Source organism: Micromonospora siamensis (genome assembly GCF_900090305.1).
Taxonomy (GTDB): Bacteria; Actinomycetota; Actinomycetes; order Mycobacteriales; family Micromonosporaceae; genus Micromonospora; species Micromonospora siamensis.
In genome coordinates this window covers 4,120,137-4,137,384 of record NZ_LT607751.1, presented here as the reverse complement: position 1 = coordinate 4,137,384, position 17,248 = coordinate 4,120,137, and the positions used below count along the sequence as shown (strand labels likewise).

Here is a 17,248-nt window from a genome sequence, read left to right as displayed (position 1 = left end):
GGGCGCGACGAAGGGTGCGCCGAACGGCGACCGCACCGCCGCCGGTTGCGAGCCTAGGCGGGCCGCGCCGACCGGGCACAGGGTCCGAACGGTGTGCCACCCCGCCCCCAGGACATTTGATCACGTCGATCAGGTCGATTGACGCTCGTCACGACCGGCGGCTAGGTTTCTGACCCATCGTCCGGACGGCGCCGTCAATGGGTGGCGCCCCGGGCTGCCCACGATGGAGGTTCAATGTCGACCCCGAAGAGATGGCAACTCATAGCTTCCGCGGCCACCCTGCTGGTGGCGGTCACCCCCGCGGTCACCGCCAGCGCCGGCCCCGCCGACCTGGACGCCGCCCGGCACGGGCGCACCGAGTGGGCGGGCAGCTGGGCCGCCGCGGTCACCCGGGGCAACACCGTCGGGCTGACCAACACCGGCCTGAACAACCAGAGCATCCGGATGAACGTGCAGACCACCGTCGGCGGCGACCGGGTCCGCATCCGGCTGTCCAACCTCTACGGCGAGCAGGCCGTCAAGGTCGGCCACGCCACCGTGGCCCGCCCGGACACCACGACGCCGGACGACCGCTCCGACATCGACACGACCACCGTGCACGAGCTGACCTTCAACGGGGCCACCTCGGCCACCATGAACAAGGGCGCCGAGCTGGTCAGCGACCCGCTGGACTTCCCGGTCGGCGAGCAGGAGGACCTGGTCGTCACCCTGTTCTTCCCGGTGCTCACCGGCCCGGTCACCTTCCACGGCCAGGCCCGGGCCACCAACTTCATCGGCCAGACCGACCTCACCACGGTCGCCACCAGCACCGAGTTCACCCGCAAGATCGACTGCTGCTGGATGTTCCTGTCCGGCATCGACGTGGAACGCCGGATGAGCCCCGGCTCGGTGGTGGTGCTCGGCGACTCGATCGGTGACGGCAACGGCAGCACCGTCAACGCCGACCGGCGCTGGCCCGACCTGCTCGCCGCCCGGCTGATCGACAAGCGGCCGGACGTACGCACCCCCGGCGTGCTCAACCTCAGCCTCTCCGGCAACCGGCTCAACCACGAGGGCACCGAGCCCGGGGCCGGCGGCTTCCCGGGCTACTACGAACTCGGCCCGAACGCCCTGGCCCGGCTCAACGAGGACGTCTTCCCGCAGACCGGCGTGCGGACCGTCGTCACCCACCTGGGCATCAACGACATCTGGATGTCCGACGACTCGTCCGAGGCGATCATCGCCACCCTGCGGCAGCTCAACCAGCAGGTCAAGGCCCGCGGCCTGACCAGCCTGGTTGGCACCATCACCCCCTACGAGGGCAACGGTGGCCCGGGGGTGTGGACGCCGGAGAAGGACGCCACCCGGCAGGCCGTCAACGCGTGGCTGCGCGGGGCGGGAGCGGCCGAGTTCGACGGGGTGATCGACTTCGACGCCGTGCTGCGCGACCCGGAGCGGCCCAGCCGGCTGCTGCCCGCGTACGACGCGGGGGACCACATCCACCCGAACGACGCCGGCGCACAGGCGATGGCGGACGCCGTGCCGCTGCGACTGCTCGGTCTGTGACACCGGTGGGGCGGCGTGCGCAGGCGCGCCGCCCCACCACCGATCCTGGGGAGGACGAGGCGTGGAGTTCGATGAGGTCCTGACCGGCCTGTACAGCGAGCAGGGGCGGCAGAACCCCTACCCGTGGTACGCGGCCCTGCACGAGCACGGCCCGATCGGGGCGATCCCGCGCCGGTCGGAGCACAGCAGCGTCGTCGCCGTCGCCGCCGGCTACGACGTGGTCGACCGGGTGCTGCGCGACCCGCAGTGGTACAAGCAGGCCCCGCCCGGCTGGCAGGAGCAGGAGATCCTGCGGACCTTCAACTCGTCGATGATGTTCGTCAACCCGCCTGACCACACCCGGATGCGGGCGGTGTTCGCCAGGACGTTCACCCCCCGCCGGCTGGGCGCGCTGGAGCCGGTGATCGAGCGGGTGGTCGGCGAGCGGCTGGACGCGATGGCCGAGGCCGGCGCCGGCGGCGCGGAGGTCGACTTCGTGGCCGACTTCGCCTACCCCGTACCGGCGCTGGTGATGGCCGAGTTCATCGGCCTGCCCGAGGCGGACCTGGCCTGGTACCGGCAGCGGGTCGACTGGATCGACGAGTTCATGGACGTCGCCGGCAAGACCCCGCAGCGCCTCGCCCTGGCCAACCAGGCCGCCGACGAGCTGCGCGGCTACTACCGGGACCTGATCGCCCACCGCCGCCGCCGGCCTGGCGAGGACCTGATCAGCGGCCTGGTCGAGGCGCTGGACGCCGGCGGGATGGAGCTGACCGACGAGGAGTTGATCAGCAACCTGATCGTGCTCTTCAACGCCAGCTTCGTCACCACCGTCTACATGTTCAGCAACGGACTGCCGCTGCTGCTGGAGCACCCGGACGTGGTCGCCGCGCTGCCCGGCGACGACGCGCTGGCCCGGGGCTGCGTGGACGAGGTGCTGCGGATGGAGAGCCCGGTGCACTTCCTGGCCCGGGCCGCGCCCGCCGACACCGAGCTGGCCGGCGTGCCGGTCGGCCGGGACGAGAACGTGCTGCTGCTGATCGCCGGGGCCAACCGCGACCCGTCCCGGTTCCCCGACCCCGACCGGTTCGACCCGCACCGCACCGGCCCACCGTCGCTGGCCTTCGGCATCGGGCTGCACTTCTGCCTCGGCTCGGCGGTGTCCAAGCTGGAGGGCCGGCTCGCGCTGCCCCGGCTCTTCCAGCGCTTCCCCCGGCTGGCGGTCACCCGTACCCCCGACTACAGCGGGAGCCTCTTCCTGCGCGGCATCGACAAGCTCTTCGTCACCACCGGCACCCGGTAGGAGGACCCACCCATGTCCCTCGACCCGCAGGTGGTGGCGTACCGGGCGGCCCGCGCCGCCGACAACGTCCCACCGCTGTACACCCGGACGCTGGCCGAGGCCCGCGCCGCCGACCTGGCCGCGATCCGCGCCGGCGGCGGTGCCGTCGAGCCGGTGCACGAGGTACGCGACACCCACGTCCCCGGGCCCGGCGGCGACCTGCCGGTACGGGTGTACCGGCCGGCCGGCGACGGCCCGCTGCCCACCCTGGTCTGGTTCTTCGGCGGTGGCTGGACGCTGGGCAGCGTGGAGACCTCCGACGGGATCTGCCGCCGGCTCGCCAACGCCACCGGCTGCCAGGTGGTCACCGTCGGCTACCGGCTCGCCCCCGAGCACCGCTTCCCGGCCGCCGTGCACGACTGCCACGCGGCGACCAGCTGGATCGCCGGGCACGCCGAGGAGTTCGGCGCCGACCCGCGGCGGCTGGCCGTGGGCGGGGACAGCGCCGGCGGCAACCTCGCGGCGGCGGTCACCCTGCTCGCCCGCGACGCCGGCCCCCAGCTCGCCGCGCAACTGCTGGTCTATCCCAACACCGACCAGCGACCGCGGCCGGCGCCCACCGGGGGACCGGAGGATCCGTTGCTGTTCAACCGGCACTCGGTCGACTGGTACCGCGGGCACTACCTGGCCGACCCGGCGGATGCCGCCGACCCGTTGGCCTCGCCACTGCTCGCCGAGGACCTCGCCGGCCTGCCCCCGGCGTTGGTGATCACCGCCGAGCACGACCCGCTGCGCGAGGAGGGCGAGCGGTACGCCGACCGGCTGCGCGAGGCCGGCGTGCTCACCGACCTGACCCGCTACCCGGGCATGATCCACGGCTTCTTCGCCATGCCCGGCGCCTTCGACGCGGCCGGACGCGCCCTCGACCAGGCCGCCGACTTCCTCCGCTACCGGCTGCGCGCCGCCGACCCGGTGGACAAGGCGGGGCAGGGTGACCCGCCGCCGGCCGGCCCCGGGCGGCCCGGGTCGGACACCGATGGCTGACACGGCACCGGTGAGCCTGGCCGACTTCGCCGAGGCGGCCCGCGCCGTGCTGCCGGCGTCGGTGTGGGACTTCATCGACGGGGGCAGCGGCACCGAGACCACGCTCGCCGCCAACCGGGCGGCCCTGGACGCGGTGGCGGTGCTGCCCCGGGTGCTCACCGGCGTCGACACCCCCGCCACCACGGCCCGGCTGCTCGGCCGGGAGCAGGCCCTGCCGGTGGCGGTGGCGCCGATGGCGTACCAGCAACTGATGCACCCCGACGGCGAGGCGGGGCTGGCCGCCGCGGCGGCCGAGGCCGGGGTGCCGTACGTGGCCAGCACGTTGAGCAGCGTGCCGATCGAGGAGATCACCGCGGCCGGTGGCCCGGTCTGGTTCCAGCTCTACTGGCTGCGGGACCGGCAGCTGGTCTGCGACCTGCTGGACCGGGCTCAGGCGGCCGGGGCCACCGCCGTGATGGTGACCGTGGACGTCCCGGTGCTGGGCCGGCGGCTGCGCGACGTACGCAACTCCTTCGCCCTGCCGCCGCACGTGGCCGCGGCGAACCTGCCCGGCGACCGCGACGACCTGGCGCACGCCGGCGTCCCCGGGGTGTCGGCGGTCGCCGCGCACACCGGCGCGGTCTTCGCACCCGCCCTGAGCTGGGCAGACCTGGACTGGCTGCGGGCCCGGACCACGTCTGCGCTGCTGGTGAAGGGGATCCTCGACCCGCGTGACGCGGCCCGGGCGGCGCAGGCCGGGGTGGACGCCGTGGTGGTCTCCAACCACGGTGGCCGGCAGCTCGACGGCGCGCCGGCGACCGCCCGGGTGCTGCCGGAGGTGGTGACGGCGGTCGACGGCCGCTGTCAGGTGCTGATGGACAGCGGCGTACGCGGCGGCACCGACGTGCTGCGGGCGCTGGCCCTGGGCGCCGACGGGGTGCTGGTGGGCCGGCCGATGCTCTGGGCGCTGGCCGCCGGCGGGCGGGCCGGGGCGCGGGCCGCGCTGGACGTGCTCGCCGCGGAGCTGCGCGACGCGCTGACCCTGGCCGGCTGCGCCGACCCGGCGGCGGCCCGGGCGCTGCGTACGATGACAGGAGGCTGAGCGGTGGAGACGCCGGTGGACCTGACGGTCGGTGACCTGCACGCCTCGGTCGACGACCCGGCGCTGAACTCGATGAACTTCCTCAACGAGGTGGCCCAGCACTACCCGGACGCGGTGTCGCTGGCGGCCGGCCGGCCCTACGAGGAGTACTTCGACGTCGCCGCGCTGCACCGCTGGCTGGACCGGTTCCACCGGCACCTGGTCGAGGACCAGGGGCTCGGCCCGGAGCAGGTACGCCGGACGCTGCTCCAGTACGGCCGGACCAAGGGCATCGTCCACCACCTGGTCGCCCGTAACCTGGCCGTGGACGAGGGGATCACCGCCGACCCGGAGGCGGTGGTGGTGACCGTCGGCTGCCAGGAGGGGATGTTCCTGGTGTTGCGGGCGTTGCGCACCGGCCCGCGCGACGTCCTGCTGGCCGTGGCACCGACCTATGTGGGGCTGACCGGGGCGGCCCGACTGGTCGATCTGCCGGTTCGTCCGGTGGCGGGCGGTCCGGCCGGGGTCGACCTGGCCGACCTGGCCGAGCAGGTCCGCCGGGCCCGGGCCGAGGGGCTGCGCCCGCGCGCCTGCTACGTGATGCCCGACTTCGCCAACCCGTCCGGGATCAGCATGGACACCGCGCACCGGCGCCGGCTGCTGGAGTCGGCCGCCGAGGCGGAGCTGCTGCTGGTCGAGGACAACCCGTACGGCCTCTTCCCGGTCGGGGACGCCGACCGGCCGCCGACGCTCAAGGCCCTGGACACCGAGCGCCGGGTGGTCTATCTGGGCTCGTTCGCCAAGTCGGTGCTGCCGGGGGCGCGGGTCGGTTATGTGCTGGCCGACCAGCGGGTGGCCGCGCCGGACGGCTCGGTGGGGCTGCTCGCCGACCAGCTAGCCAAGATCAAGAGCATGGTCACGGTGAACACCTCGCCGATCGCCCAGGCGGTGATCGGCGGCCGGCTGCTGGAACACGGCTGCTCGCTGGCCGGGGCGAACACCCGGGAGCGGGCCGCGTACGCCCGGAACCTGCGGCACCTGCTCGACGGCCTGGCCCGGCGCTTCCCGCCGGACCGTTTCCCGGGGGTGAGCTGGACGGCGCCGGCGGGCGGTTTCTTCGTGGTGGTGACCGTGCCGTTCGGGGTGGACGACGCGCTGCTGCACCGGTCCGCGCAGGAGTACGGCGTGCTCTGGACCCCGATGGCGCACTTCTACGACGACGGGGCCGTGGTGAACGCCCTGCGCCTGTCGATCAGCGCGGTAACCCCCGCCCAGATCGACCTCGGGCTGGACCGGCTGGCGAAGCTGGTTGCCGACGAGGTGGCCGCCCTGGTCGGCGGGGGTGCCGACTGGCCGCGGTGACCCCTGGTGTTCCGAGGGGGCACGTCCGGCCACCATAATGGACGGATGGTCGCTTGGGAGTACGCCCTGTTGGTCCGCCGCTACCAGGGGCAGGGCCGCAATTTCCACGTCTCGTTCGTCTGGTACGGCCCGGACGGGTCCCGCACCGACATCACCGCGTACGCCGACACCGCGATCGCCCACCTCAACCGGGCCGGCCGGGAGGGCTGGGAGCTGGTCTCCGCCGCCGAGGACGTCAACAACGTCCAGGGCAGCACCGAGGTCCACCGCTACCACCTCAAGCGCCCGCTCACCTGATCCCGCCTCACCGCGTTGATCATGAAGTTAGCGGCAGTGGAGGAGATCCACATCGCCGCTAACTTCATGATCAACCGTGAGGGCGCGAGAGCGCGCCGGGCGGGTCAGCCGAGGTCGACGCTCGGGTAGAGGGGGAAGTTGCCGAGCAGGTCGGTGGCCTGCTTGCTCACCTTGTCGGCCAGGGCCGGGTCGAGGACGTACTTGGCCTTGGACTCGCCGGAGGTGGTCTGGCTGAGCACGGTGTGGATCAGCTCGGCGGTCGCGTCCATCTCGGCGGTCCCGAGACCCCGGGTGGTCAGCGCGGGGGTGCCGATCCGGATGCCGGAGGTGTACCAGGCGCCGTTCGGGTCCTGCGGGACCGCGTTGCGGTTGGTCACGATGCCCGAGTCCAGCAGCGCCTGCTCGGCCTGCCGGCCGGTCAGGCCGTAGCCGGAGACGTCGATCAGCACCAGGTGGTTGTCGGTGCCGCCGGTGACCAGCTTCGCACCGCGCCGGGTCAGCCCGTCGGCGAGCGCCTGCGCGTTGTCGACGATCCGCTGGGCGTAGTCGGCGAAGTCGGGGCGGCGGGCCTCGGCCAGCGCGACGGCCTTGGCGGCCATCACGTGCGGCAGCGGGCCGCCGAGCACCATCGGGCAACCCCGGTCGACCTGGTCGGCCAGCTCCGGGCCGCAGAGCACCATGCCACCGCGCGGGCCGCGCAGCGACTTGTGCGTGGTGGTGGTGACGATGTGCGCGTGCGGCACCGGGTCGAAGTCGCCGGTGAAGACCTTGCCCGCGACCAGGCCGGCGAAGTGCGCCATGTCCACCATGAAGGTCGCGCCGACCGAGTCGGCGATCTCCCGCATGATCCGGAAGTTCACCTTCCGCGGGTACGCGGAGTAACCGGCGACCAGGATCAGCGGCTTGAACTCGCGGGCCGCCTCGGCCACCCGGTCGTAGTCGATCAGGCCGGTCGCCGGGTCGGTGCCGTAGCTGCGCTGGTCGAACATCTTGCCGGAGATGTTCGGCCGGAAGCCGTGGGTGAGGTGGCCGCCCGCGTCCAGCGACATGCCCAGCATCCGCTGGTTGCCCAGTTCCCGGCGCAGCGCGAACCAGTCCGCCTCGGTCAGGTCGTTGACCTGGCGTACCTGGGCCTTCTTCAGGGCGGGGGACTCGACCCGGTCGGCCAGGATCGCCCAGAAGGCGACCAGGTTGGCGTCGATGCCGGAGTGCGGCTGCACGTACGCGTGGCTGGCGCCGAAGAGCTCGCGGGCGTGCTCGGCGGCGAGCGCCTCGACGGTGTCGACGTTCTGGCAGCCGGCGTAGAAGCGGCGCCCGACGGTGCCCTCGGCGTACTTGTCGCTGAACCAGTTCCCCATGGCCAGCAGGGTGGCCGGGGAGGCGTAGTTCTCGCTGGCGATGAGCTTGAGCGACTCGCGCTGGTCGGCCAGCTCCGCCCCGATGGCGTCGGCCACCCGCGGCTCGACGGCGCGGATGACCTCCAGCGCGCTGCGGAAGGCGGTGGACTCGGCGTTCGGCGACATGCGACCTCCAGGTTACGTGCGGAAGGCCCAGGCGCTCGGCGTGCGTCCTCGTGACGGGACCGCTTCCCGATGGTGCTCCATCCCCACGCGCCAGTCACGGCCCGCAGCCGATCCTAGCGGGTCGGCCCCGGGCCGCCCCGGCGCACCTCCGCGACCGGCGCCCGACGGTTGGACGGCACCGGGTGGGGCGCTGGCCACCGGCAGGACCGTCCCGGACCGGCTGGAGGCGGAACACCGCCGCAGGTGGGCCGGGCCCGGCCCGGCGAAGTGAGGCACCCGGCCCGCCGCCCTCGGGCGGCGGGCCGGGAGATCCTTCCCCTAGGATCGACAGCCATGACGGCCGAGGCGGACGACGGCACGCTGTGGGCGATCAGCGACCTGCACGTCCGGTACGCCGAGAACCGGGCCGTGGTGGAGTCCCTGCGGCCCCGGTCGCCCCGGGACTGGCTGCTCGTCGCCGGGGACGTCGGCGACACGGTGGCCGACGTCGAGTGGACGATGGGCCTGCTCGCCCGACGGTTCGCCCGGGTGGTCTGGGCACCCGGCAACCACGAGCTGTGGACCCCGCCGAGCGACCCGGTGCCCCTGCGTGGGGTGGCGCGTTACCAGCACCTGGTGGCGCTGTGCCGGCGACTCGGGGTGCTCACCCCGGAGGACCCGTATCCGGTGTGGCGGGGAGCAGGCGGGCCGGCACTGGTCGCGCCACTGTTCCTGCTCTACGACTACAGCTGGCGGCCGGCCGGGCTGGACAGCCGGGAGGCGGCGCTGGCGGAGGCGTACCGCACCGGGGTGGTCTGCACCGACGAGTTCATGCTGCACCCCGAGCCGTACGCCGACCGGGCGCAGTGGTGCGCGGCCCGGGTGGAGGAGACCGCCCGCCGCCTCGACCAGCGGGATCCGGCCCTGCCGACGGTGCTGGTAAACCACTTCCCGCTGGTCCGCGAGCCGACCGCGATCCTGCGCTATCCGATCTTCGCCCAGTGGTGCGGCACCGACGCCACCGCCGAGTGGCACCTGCGGTTCGACGCGACGGTGATGGTCTACGGCCACCTGCACATCCCGCGCACCACCTGGCACGACGGGGTGCGCTTCGAGGAGGTGTCGGTGGGCTACCCGCGGGAGTGGCGCCGCCGTCCCAACCCGCCCGGCCGGCTGCGGCAGATCCTGCCCGTACCCGAGGAACCGCCCGCCGGGCCCAAGGGCGTCTTCCGGTTCTGACCAGCCGACGGACGGCCCGTACGCGGCGGGGACCCGGCCCGGGCCGGGTCCCCACGACGCGTGCGTCGCCTCAGGCGGTGACCGCGTCCTTCGCCGACTTGATCGCCTTCGGGTCGGTGGGGGTCCGCGGCGCGTCGGGGCGCCGGGCGATCATCCGCTCACCGATCTCCTGGAGCTGGCTGCGCCCGAGCGCGTCGCGCACCTTCGGGAACCACTCCTGCTCCTCCTCCTCGACGTGGTGCAGCACGTTCTCGATCAGCACCGTGGTCTTGGCGTTGTAGTGCTCGTGGGAGGCGTCCATGGCGAACAGTTCCGCGCAGAGCAGGTCGGCGACGTGGTGCTCCTCGTACGACTCGAGGATGTCGTCCTCCAGGTCCGGCAGCAGCTTGCGGACCTCGGGGTACATCACCTCGTTCTCCAGGTAGGTGTGCACCGTCAGGGCCTCGATGATCTGGCCGACCAGCTTCCGCCGCTGCGCCGCCGGAGCGTCCTCGGCCTTGCCGAACTCCTTGAAGAGACGCCGCATCTCCTTGTGGTCCTCTTTGAGCAGGACGATGGCATCGGTGGACACCGGGGACCTCCTAGGGATCTCAGCTGGTGATCCCTCCGGTACCCCGGTCCCGAGCTGCGAAAACGGACGGGCCCGGCGCAATGGCGCCGGGCCCGTCACAGGTGGTGCGAAAGGCTACTTCACCGCGTTGTACGCGTCGACGATGCCGGCACCGTAGAACCCGTTACGCGCCCCGCCGGAGCAGGTGGCGTCGTAGGCGTTCGGGCCGGCCGCGCTCAGCGGCACCGGGTTGTAGACGCCCTGCGGGCAGGACTTCGTCACCGAGGTCCGCTCCAGGAACGACGCCAGCTGACCCGGGGTCATCCCCGGGTGCGCCGACAGGGCCAGCGCCGCGACACCGGTGGCGTGCGGGCCGGACATCGAGGTGCCCTGCTTGTAGCCCCAGCCGTTGGTGCGGGTGGTGGTGTTGAAGGTGGTGGACAGGATGCCGTCGCTCAGGGTCGACTTCACGCCCTGGGTACGGAACCGGGTGTCGCCGCCCGGCGCCGTCACGTCGATGACGCCCTGGCCGTACGAGGAGTAGTAGCTCTTCTCCCCGGTCGGGCCGACCGCGCTCACGGTCACCACGCCCGGCGCCTCGGCCGGCAGGTCGAGACAGGCGTTGGTGAGGTTCTCGCGCTCCTCCGGAGTCCCGTTGTCCGGGCTGCCGTAGTCGGAGAGCTTGTGGGCGAGGTCGTAGTTCGAGTTACCCGCGGACGCCACGTTCAGCACGCCCTTGGACTGCGAGTAGCGGATGGCGCGCTGCACGGCCTGCCACACCGGGCGTTGACGCGCGTCGTTGCGGCAGTTGAGCTCCCACGGGTCGATGTAGTAGCTGTTGTTGGTCAGCTGCATCCCGTGGTCGGCGGCCCAGAGGAAGCCGCAGACGGCCGCCTCGGGGTAGATGTAGCCGTCGTCGTTGACCACCTTGACGGCCGCGACCTTGACCCCGGGCGCGATGCCGGTCACGCCGACGCCGTTGACGGCGGCGGCGATGGTGCCGGCCACGTGGGTGCCGTGGTCGCTGGTGGTCGGGTTCCAGGCCGCCTCGGTGGTGTCGGTGACACCGCCGATGCAGGAGGTGGACTTGTCCTTGGCGATCTGGGTCGCCAGGTCCGGGTGGGTGCTGGAGATGCCGCTGTCCAGCACGCCGACGACGACGTTCGAGCTGCCGGCGTTGACCGCGTGGGCCTGCGGAACGTGGATCATGTCCATGTCCCACTGCTTGGCGTAGTCCGGCTCCTTGGTGGGGTCGCCGGCCGTGGTGGTGGTGGCGGCGTCGGCCGTGGCCACCTCCACGGTCTCGCCCTCGTCGAGGGCGGAGCCGAGACCGGCGGTGGAGGCGACCGACTCCACGCCCGCCCCCGCCACCGCGGTGGCGAAGTCCGGGTTGGTGGAACGGACGACGAGCACACCGATCTGGTCGTACTTCGCCACCACGGTGCCGTTGGCCGCGGCGACCCGGGCGGCGGCCTTGGCGGTCGTGGCGCCCTGCGGGGCCAGGACCAGGAACGTGGCGTCCGGTCCGGCGGCGGACGCCGCCGGGGCCAGCCCGCCGGCGACGGCGAGGCCGACGCCGAGCGTGACGGCGGACGCCGCGGCCAGCGTCTTGCGACGGAGGTTCTTCACACAGACTCCCAGGGGCTGTATCCAGCCGGGTGACGCTTCGTGGCGGGAAGCGGCCGGCGGGAAGCGGGCGGGGTGCTCCACTTCCTGAAGGGACAGCGTAGGCAACGACTGTGGTGTTACACACACCCGTTCGGACGACCCGCCTCCGTCATACGGTGGCCAGGGTGTGTGGGATCTCGTCGAGCAGCTCGCGGGCCAAAAAGCCGATCCGGCCGTACCGGGGGACCAGCCGCTGACCGCTCACGGCGTGCGCGAACGCCGCCCAGCAGGCCGCCTGCGCCGGCTCGGCGCCCCGGGACAGCAGCCCGGCCAGCAGCCCCGCCCGCACGTCGCCGCTGCCGGAGGTGCCCAGTCCGGCGTCGCCGCTCTCCTCCCGCCACCCCTGTCCCTGCGGGGTGGCGATGTGGCCGTACAGCGACACCACCGTGTCGTACCGGCGGGCCAGTTCGGCCGCCTCGGCGTCCAGGTCGTCGCCGGGATCGCGGTCGAGCAGGTGCCGGGCCTCGGTCAGGTTGGGGGTGAGCACCACCGGACGTCCCGAGCCGACCAGCAGGTCGGGGGAGTGGCTCAGCGCCCCCAGGGCGTACGCGTCGAGCACCAGCGACGTCTCCGGACCGGTCGCCTCCAGGACCAGCTCCAGCAGCTTCCGCGTCTCGTCGATGTCGTTGAGTCCGGGGCCCAGGGCCACCACCGTGGCCTCGCCGGCCAGCTCGCGCAGCTGGTCGCCGGCGCTCCCGGCGACCGCCCCGGCCCGGGTCTCCGGCAGGCCGACCACCAGCGCCTCGGGCACCTGGATGCTCAGCGCGGCGGCGGTGGACTCGGCGGCGGCGAGCTGGAGCACGCCCGCGCCGGCGCGCAGCGCGGCCACCCCGGCCAGCAGCACCGCGCCGGGGGTGAACCGGGAGCCGCCGACCACCAGCACGGTGCCCCGGGCGTCCTTGCCGCCGGACGGCACGGGCAGTGCCCACCGGCGCAGCAGCGCCGGGGTGATGACCAGGGTGTCAGACCGGTTCGGCATGCACCTCGTCCTCTCTGGTCGGCCGGGCGCCCTGCTGGTGCAGGTGGCCGACGTCGTTGAAGGTGTCCGCGGTCAGCCGGCCGTCGGCGCCGGCCGACCAGCCGGTGACCGAGCAGTTGGCGATCACGTGTTCCCGGGTCAGGGCCATCAGCTCCGACTCGGTCAGCCCCTCGATCAGGTAGCGGAGCAGGAAGACCAGCGCGTCGTGGCCGAACAGCAGCACCCGTCGGCCCTCGTGGTCGCGGCGCAGGTCGCCGAGGAGCCCGCGCAGCCGCAACGCCACGTCGGTCCAGGACTCGCCGCCCGGCGGCCGGTAGTAGAACTTGCCCAGCCGGTCCCGGCGGTCCGCCTCGTCCGGGTACCGCCGGCGCACCCCGTGCCCGGTCAGCCCGTCCAGGATGCCCAACTCCCGGTCGCGCAGCCGCTCGTCGCGGCTCACCGGGATCCCCGTGCCGGCCAGCGCCAGCTCGGCGGTGCTCACCGCGCGCAGGTACGGCGACACCACCGCCACGTCGGGCCGGCGGTGCTCCGGCAGCCCGGCCAGCCAGCGGCCGGTGGCCCGGGCCTGGTCCTCGCCGGTGGCCGACAGCGGCACGTCGGCGTCACGGTGGGTCAGGTCGATCAGCTCCGCGCCGGAGCTCTCCGCCGCGGTCGCGGCCACGTTGGCCGTGCTCTCGCCGTGCCGGACGATCCAGAGGGCTGCCAGTTCCGCCATGGGCCAACCCCTACCCGGGCGTCGCGCCCGGTAACCGCGCCCGGTCGGTGGCCCTCGCGTGAAGCCGGACCCAGCGGGTAAGCGTGGCGCTCGCCAGAACCGAAACCATCGGGAGGTACACCGTGGCGACCATGGTCAGGGAACCGGCCAGTCCGGTCAAGGACCAGAACTACGACCTGATCCACGCACTGCAGCTGTCGCTGGAGCACATCTGGCGGTTGGAGACGTACATCGCCGACGCGGAGAACCGGGGCGACCAGGAGCTGGCCACCTGGTTCCGCAAGATGCAGGAGAACAACCGCAAGGCCGGCGAGCAGGGCAAGCAGATGCTGCTGGCCCGGATGCAGCGCGACGGCTGAGCCGTACCGGACGGCCGGGCGGATCGTCCGCGATCCGCCCGGCCGCCGTGCCCGTCACTGTCGGTGACGGGACAGCGGCGACGACCTCCTCGGGGCACCATGTCGGGTACGACCGGCTCCGGTCGTGTCCACGGGGGAGGTGACGGTCGATGACCGTGCTCAAGGGGCTGCGGGAGGCCCTGCTGTTGATGGTCGTGGCGGCGCTGGTCGCCGCGGTCGGCGTCGGGATCTGGGTGGCCACCTCCGGCGGCGACTTCGTCCACCGGTTCGGCGTCGCCCTGGTGGTGGTGGCGCTGCTGCTCTCGGTCACCGGCGACCTGACACTGAGCCGGGTCGGGATGCTGGCCGCCCGGTCGACCTTCGGCCTGCCGCCCGAGCGGGAGGACGCCGGCGGCGGGCGGGTGCTCACCGGGGTGGGCATCTTCCTGTTCGTCTCGCTTCCTCTGCTGGTGCTGGGGGTGTGGATCGCCGGCTGACCGGCCGCGACGGGCCCGGTCGGGCGTCGGTGGCCGTTACGGTGTCAGGCATGGCGACAGCGGCCGAGGAGATCCGGGTGGGGGAGCGGCTGGTCCGCGTCTCCAGCCCGGACAAGCCCTACTTCCCGGAGCGGGGACTGACCAAGCTGGACGTGGTCCGCTACTTCCTGGCGGTCGGCGACGGCATCCTGCGCGCCCTGCGCGACCGGCCCACCATGCTGGAACGCTGGCCGCGCGGGGTGTTCGAGGGCGCCAAGGTCGCCACCCGGCAGACCAACAAGGGCGACGCGTTCTACCAGAAGCGGCTGCCCGCGGGGGCGCCCGACTGGGTGCGGACGGCGCACATCACCTTCCCCAGCGGCCGCACCGCCGACGAGGTGGCCCCGAGCGAGCTGGCCGTGGTGATCTGGGCGGCCAACCTGGGCACCCTGCGCTTCCACCCGTGGCCGGTCTCGGCCGGCGACGTGGAACACCCCGACCAGCTGCGCATCGACCTCGACCCCATGCCGGGGGTGGACTTCGCGCAGGTGGTGCCGGTGGCCCACGAGGTGCGCGCGTTCCTCGACGAGCTGGGGCTGGCCGGCTATCCGAAGACCACCGGAGGGCGGGGCCTGCACGTCTACCTCTCCATCGAGCCCCGGTGGAGCTTCGGCGAGTGCCGGCGGGCGGTGCTGGCGCTGGGCCGCGAGATGCAGCGCCGGCTGCCCGACCTGGTCACCACCACGTGGTGGCGGGAGCAACGGGACCGGCCGGTCTTCGTGGACTACAACCAGATGGCCCGCGACCACACCGTCACGTCGGCGTACTCGATCCGGCCGACACCGGCGGCGCTCGTCTCGGCGCCGCTGGACTGGTCGGAGCTTTCCGACGTACGCCCGGAGGACTTCGACGTGACCACGATGCCGGCCCGCTTCGCCGAGCGGGGCGACCCGCACGCCGGCCTCGACGACCGCCGCTACTCGCTGGAACCGCTGCTGGAGCTGGCCGACCGGGAGGGGTTGGAGGCGCCCCCCGAACGGGGGTGACTCAACGGGCCGGGACCAGTGGTCGCAGGGCCGCCTCGAGGCGGGGCTCCATCGTCGCCATGTACGTCGCGCTCACGTGGTTGTCGTCGCTGTAGACCAGGACACCTCCGATGACCGGGGCGCACCGGTCGGCGGGGCAGATCGCGTCGGTCAGGTCGATCAGGTGCACCCCGGCGAGTCCCTCGGCCGCCTGTTCCTGGGCGGGGCCCCCACCGCTGGCCAGGCGGGCCCGGGGCGAGGCGCACCGGGTCAGCCGCTTCCGGTTCTCGGCGACGCACTCGGCGATGTTCCGTTCGTGGTGGGGCCCGTCGCGCAGCACCACGACCGGCACCCCCGCGTCCACCATCCCGCGCCACGTCTGCCGCAGCTTCGGACTCAGCCCCATGGTGGTCGTGGCGGGTCTGCCGTTCTCCACCACGAGATAGCCGGCGTTGCTCGTCAGCAGCAGGTCGGGCCGGTCCGGGCCGCGCAGCGCGGCGCGCACCGACGCGTTCCACCGGGTGCAGGTCTCGTACGGCCGGCCGGCGAAGATCACCGTCGCCTCGACGAAGGGGCAGGTGGCCTTGGCGTAGAGGACGATCCGCCAGTGGTTCCGCTTCGCGGCCGGGTCGAGGGCGGGAAGCCAGTGGTAGGCGTGCGAGTCGCCGACGAGCGCCACGGTGGTCCGCCCGGACGGATCACCGAAGACGCAGCGCTTCGCGGTCGCCGTGGCCTGGTCGACGATGCAGCGCTGGTAGGCCGCGGGAACGTCGGACCCCACCCGCAACGGGTCGGGGGTGATCGAGTCGACCCGGTCGACGGGTACGCCGGCCGGGCTGTCGCGGGGGGAGGACCCCAGCGCCGCGGCGCCCCACGAGGACGACGGCGCCGGCGCCGCCGGGTCGGCGGGCGCCCGGAGCGGGACCGCGGATCCGACGGTGGCCGGCGTGCCGGGCACGACGAGCAGCTGGAACAGCAGCCCGGACAGTACCGCGCCCACGGTGCAGGCGACACCGAGCCGCAGGGCGGCGAACGGCCGTCGGCTCAGGGCCGCGGACCGGCGCAGCGGGTTCTCGACGTAGCGGTAGGTGAGGACGGCCGGCAGGAACGAGGCGCCGACGACCGCCAGCGCGGGGCCGACGTCCAGGTCGCCGAGGTACGCCCGGGCGGCGATCAGCAGCGGCCAGTGCCAGAGGTACAACGAGTAGGAGATGGTCCCGACGGCCCGCAGGGGTGGCAGTCCGAGCAGCAGCGCCGGCCCCGCCCGGCCGGCCACGGAGCCGAGGCCGACCACCGCCGCCGCACCCAGGGTGGGACCGAGCGCGGCGTACCCGGGGAACCCGGAGGGGGTGTCGATGAGCGCGGCCGAGGCGCCGATGGCGACGAGTCCCGCCCAGGCCAGCGTCGCCGCGACGGCTCGTGGGACGCCGCGTGGCCGGGCCGCCGCGACGGCGACGGCGGCGCCCACGGCCAGCTCCCACAGCCGGGTGGTGGTGACGTAGTAGGCGGACGGGTCCGTCGGCGACGTGGCCAGCGCCCAGCCGAACGACGGCAGCGCGATCGATCCGAGCCCGAGCAGGAGCAGGCCGTCGCGCCCCCGCCGCAGGCGTCGGGCGACCCACCCGAGCAGGATCATCACCAACGGCCAGACCAGATAGAACTGCTCCTCCACGGCCAGGGACCAGAAGTGCTGGAGGATGCTCGGCGCCTGGCCCACGGTGGCGTAGTCGAGGGACTCGGCGGCCATCCGCCAGTTCATCGCGTACCCGGCGCTGGCGACCACGTCCCAGGCCGTCGCGGACCATCGGGTACGGGGCAGGAAGAACCAGGTCAGCGCGAGGGTCGCGAGCAGCACCGTCGCGGCGGCGGGCAGCAGCCGCTTCGCCCGCCGGGCGTAGAAGCCGGTGAGCGAGATCCGTCCCCGCCGGTCGTGCTCCTGCAGCAGCAGCCCGGTGATGAGGAAGCCCGAGATCACGAAGAAGACGTCCACGCCGACGAAGCCGCCGGGCAGGCGGGGCACCCCGGCGTGGCCGAGGAGCACCAGCAGCACCGCCACCGCCCGCAGGCCCTCGATGTCGCCGCGGAACGACCCCGGCCGGTGGGACACCGGTCCGGACGCCCGCGCCGGCAGGCTCGCGTCGGACCGCGACTCGGTCGTTGTCAGCACAGCACAAATGCTAGGGGCGT

At 73.4% G+C, this 17,248-nt stretch carries 15 protein-coding genes, 1 pseudogene and 1 riboswitch; of the genes and pseudogenes, 10 read left to right on the top strand and 6 right to left on the bottom strand.

Annotated elements, in window-relative coordinates:
* Positions 1-261 precede the first annotated feature (261 nt).
* The 6 genes and pseudogenes from GA0074704_RS19185 to GA0074704_RS19160 all read left to right on the top strand — a co-directional run bounded on the left by GA0074704_RS19185 (position 262) and on the right by GA0074704_RS19160 (position 6,569).
* Entirely contained in the window at positions 262-1,545 is a 1,284-nt protein-coding gene (locus tag GA0074704_RS19185; protein WP_172880942.1) for an SGNH/GDSL hydrolase family protein, read from the top strand.
* Between the two features lie 61 nt (positions 1,546-1,606).
* A complete protein-coding gene (locus GA0074704_RS19180; protein ID WP_088971778.1) occupies positions 1,607-2,827 on the top strand; it encodes a cytochrome P450 in 1,221 nt (406 codons plus the stop codon).
* A gap of 12 nt (positions 2,828-2,839) precedes the next feature.
* Complete coding sequence (locus GA0074704_RS19175; protein ID WP_088971777.1) at positions 2,840-3,850, top strand: alpha/beta hydrolase; 1,011 nt, start codon at positions 2,840-2,842, stop codon at positions 3,848-3,850.
* On the top strand, positions 3,843-4,931 hold the full coding sequence (locus GA0074704_RS19170) for an alpha-hydroxy acid oxidase (protein ID WP_088973807.1): 1,089 nt from the start codon (positions 3,843-3,845) through the stop codon (positions 4,929-4,931). Before GA0074704_RS19175 ends, GA0074704_RS19170 begins: the two co-directional genes overlap by 8 nt.
* Positions 4,880-6,272 (top strand): annotated as a pseudogene (locus GA0074704_RS19165) (aminotransferase-like domain-containing protein). The gene GA0074704_RS19170 and the pseudogene GA0074704_RS19165 overlap by 52 nt, the downstream one beginning before the upstream one ends.
* Positions 6,273-6,317: 45 nt before the next feature.
* Positions 6,318-6,569, top strand: a complete 252-nt coding sequence (locus tag GA0074704_RS19160; RefSeq protein WP_088971776.1) for a hypothetical protein — start codon at positions 6,318-6,320, stop codon at positions 6,567-6,569.
* Between the two features lie 104 nt (positions 6,570-6,673).
* On the opposite strand, the gene GA0074704_RS19155 is transcribed toward GA0074704_RS19160, so the two are convergent.
* Positions 6,674-8,092: a glycine hydroxymethyltransferase gene (locus GA0074704_RS19155; RefSeq protein WP_088971775.1), complete on the bottom strand. Its 1,419-nt coding sequence runs from the start codon at positions 8,090-8,092 to the stop codon at positions 6,674-6,676.
* An 18-nt stretch (positions 8,093-8,110) separates the two neighbouring features.
* A riboswitch (ZMP/ZTP riboswitch) is annotated at positions 8,111-8,200 on the bottom strand.
* A 225-nt stretch (positions 8,201-8,425) separates the two neighbouring features.
* Between GA0074704_RS19155 and GA0074704_RS19150 the strand changes: the two genes are divergently transcribed.
* Positions 8,426-9,310, top strand: coding sequence for a metallophosphoesterase family protein (locus GA0074704_RS19150; RefSeq protein WP_088971774.1), 885 nt, complete (start codon positions 8,426-8,428; stop codon positions 9,308-9,310).
* Positions 9,311-9,380: 70 nt separating this feature from the next.
* On the opposite strand, the gene GA0074704_RS19145 is transcribed toward GA0074704_RS19150, so the two are convergent.
* The 4 genes from GA0074704_RS19145 to GA0074704_RS19130 form a co-directional block, all read right to left on the bottom strand.
* Entirely contained in the window at positions 9,381-9,881 is a 501-nt protein-coding gene (locus tag GA0074704_RS19145; protein ID WP_088971773.1) for a hemerythrin domain-containing protein, read from the bottom strand.
* 114 nt (positions 9,882-9,995) lie between these two features.
* Complete coding sequence (locus GA0074704_RS19140; protein WP_088971772.1) at positions 9,996-11,489, bottom strand: S8 family peptidase; 1,494 nt, start codon at positions 11,487-11,489, stop codon at positions 9,996-9,998.
* A gap of 148 nt (positions 11,490-11,637) precedes the next feature.
* Positions 11,638-12,507 carry an NAD(P)H-hydrate dehydratase gene (locus tag GA0074704_RS19135; protein ID WP_088971771.1) on the bottom strand — a complete coding sequence of 290 codons (870 nt, stop codon included), beginning with the start codon at positions 12,505-12,507 and terminating at the stop codon, positions 11,638-11,640.
* The gene (locus GA0074704_RS19130; protein ID WP_088971770.1) at positions 12,491-13,222 is read right to left on the bottom strand and encodes a histidine phosphatase family protein; all 732 of its coding nucleotides are present in this window, start codon (positions 13,220-13,222) and stop codon (positions 12,491-12,493) included. The genes GA0074704_RS19135 and GA0074704_RS19130 overlap by 17 nt, the downstream gene beginning before the upstream one ends.
* A 131-nt stretch (positions 13,223-13,353) precedes the next feature.
* On the opposite strand from GA0074704_RS19130, the gene GA0074704_RS19125 reads away from it, so the two are divergent.
* The 3 genes from GA0074704_RS19125 (at position 13,354) to GA0074704_RS19115 (ending at position 15,082) form a co-directional block, all read left to right on the top strand.
* Entirely contained in the window at positions 13,354-13,581 is a 228-nt protein-coding gene (locus GA0074704_RS19125; protein ID WP_088973806.1) for a hypothetical protein, read from the top strand.
* Positions 13,582-13,730: 149 nt separating this feature from the next.
* A complete protein-coding gene (locus GA0074704_RS19120) occupies positions 13,731-14,057 on the top strand; it encodes a hypothetical protein (RefSeq protein ID WP_088971769.1) in 327 nt (108 codons plus the stop codon).
* Positions 14,058-14,107: 50 nt separating this feature from the next.
* Positions 14,108-15,082 carry a DNA polymerase domain-containing protein gene (locus tag GA0074704_RS19115; protein ID WP_088971768.1) on the top strand — a complete coding sequence of 325 codons (975 nt, stop codon included), beginning with the start codon at positions 14,108-14,110 and terminating at the stop codon, positions 15,080-15,082.
* A 1-nt stretch (position 15,083) separates the two neighbouring features.
* Here the strand turns inward: GA0074704_RS19115 and GA0074704_RS19110 are convergent, their stop codons facing one another.
* A complete protein-coding gene (locus GA0074704_RS19110; RefSeq protein ID WP_231926561.1) occupies positions 15,084-17,228 on the bottom strand; it encodes an acyltransferase family protein in 2,145 nt (714 codons plus the stop codon).
* Positions 17,229-17,248 lie beyond the last annotated feature (20 nt).

Excerpts from the sequence above, each read along its gene's own strand:
- GA0074704_RS19155 (WP_088971775.1), bottom strand. The coding sequence starts at position 8,092 with ATGTCGCCGAACGCCGAGTCCACCGCCTTCCGCAGCGCGCTGGAGGTC.
- GA0074704_RS19170 (WP_088973807.1), top strand. The coding sequence starts at position 3,843 with ATGGCTGACACGGCACCGGTGAGCCTGGCCGACTTCGCCGAGGCGGCC.
- GA0074704_RS19125 (WP_088973806.1), top strand. The coding sequence starts at position 13,354 with ATGGTCAGGGAACCGGCCAGTCCGGTCAAGGACCAGAACTACGACCTG.
- GA0074704_RS19130 (WP_088971770.1), bottom strand. The coding sequence starts at position 13,222 with ATGGCGGAACTGGCAGCCCTCTGGATCGTCCGGCACGGCGAGAGCACG.
- GA0074704_RS19150 (WP_088971774.1), top strand. The coding sequence starts at position 8,426 with ATGACGGCCGAGGCGGACGACGGCACGCTGTGGGCGATCAGCGACCTG.
- GA0074704_RS19115 (WP_088971768.1), top strand. The coding sequence starts at position 14,108 with ATGGCGACAGCGGCCGAGGAGATCCGGGTGGGGGAGCGGCTGGTCCGC.
- GA0074704_RS19175 (WP_088971777.1), top strand. The coding sequence starts at position 2,840 with ATGTCCCTCGACCCGCAGGTGGTGGCGTACCGGGCGGCCCGCGCCGCC.
- GA0074704_RS19120 (WP_088971769.1), top strand. The coding sequence starts at position 13,731 with ATGACCGTGCTCAAGGGGCTGCGGGAGGCCCTGCTGTTGATGGTCGTG.
- GA0074704_RS19160 (WP_088971776.1), top strand. The coding sequence starts at position 6,318 with ATGGTCGCTTGGGAGTACGCCCTGTTGGTCCGCCGCTACCAGGGGCAG.
- GA0074704_RS19135 (WP_088971771.1), bottom strand. The coding sequence starts at position 12,507 with ATGCCGAACCGGTCTGACACCCTGGTCATCACCCCGGCGCTGCTGCGC.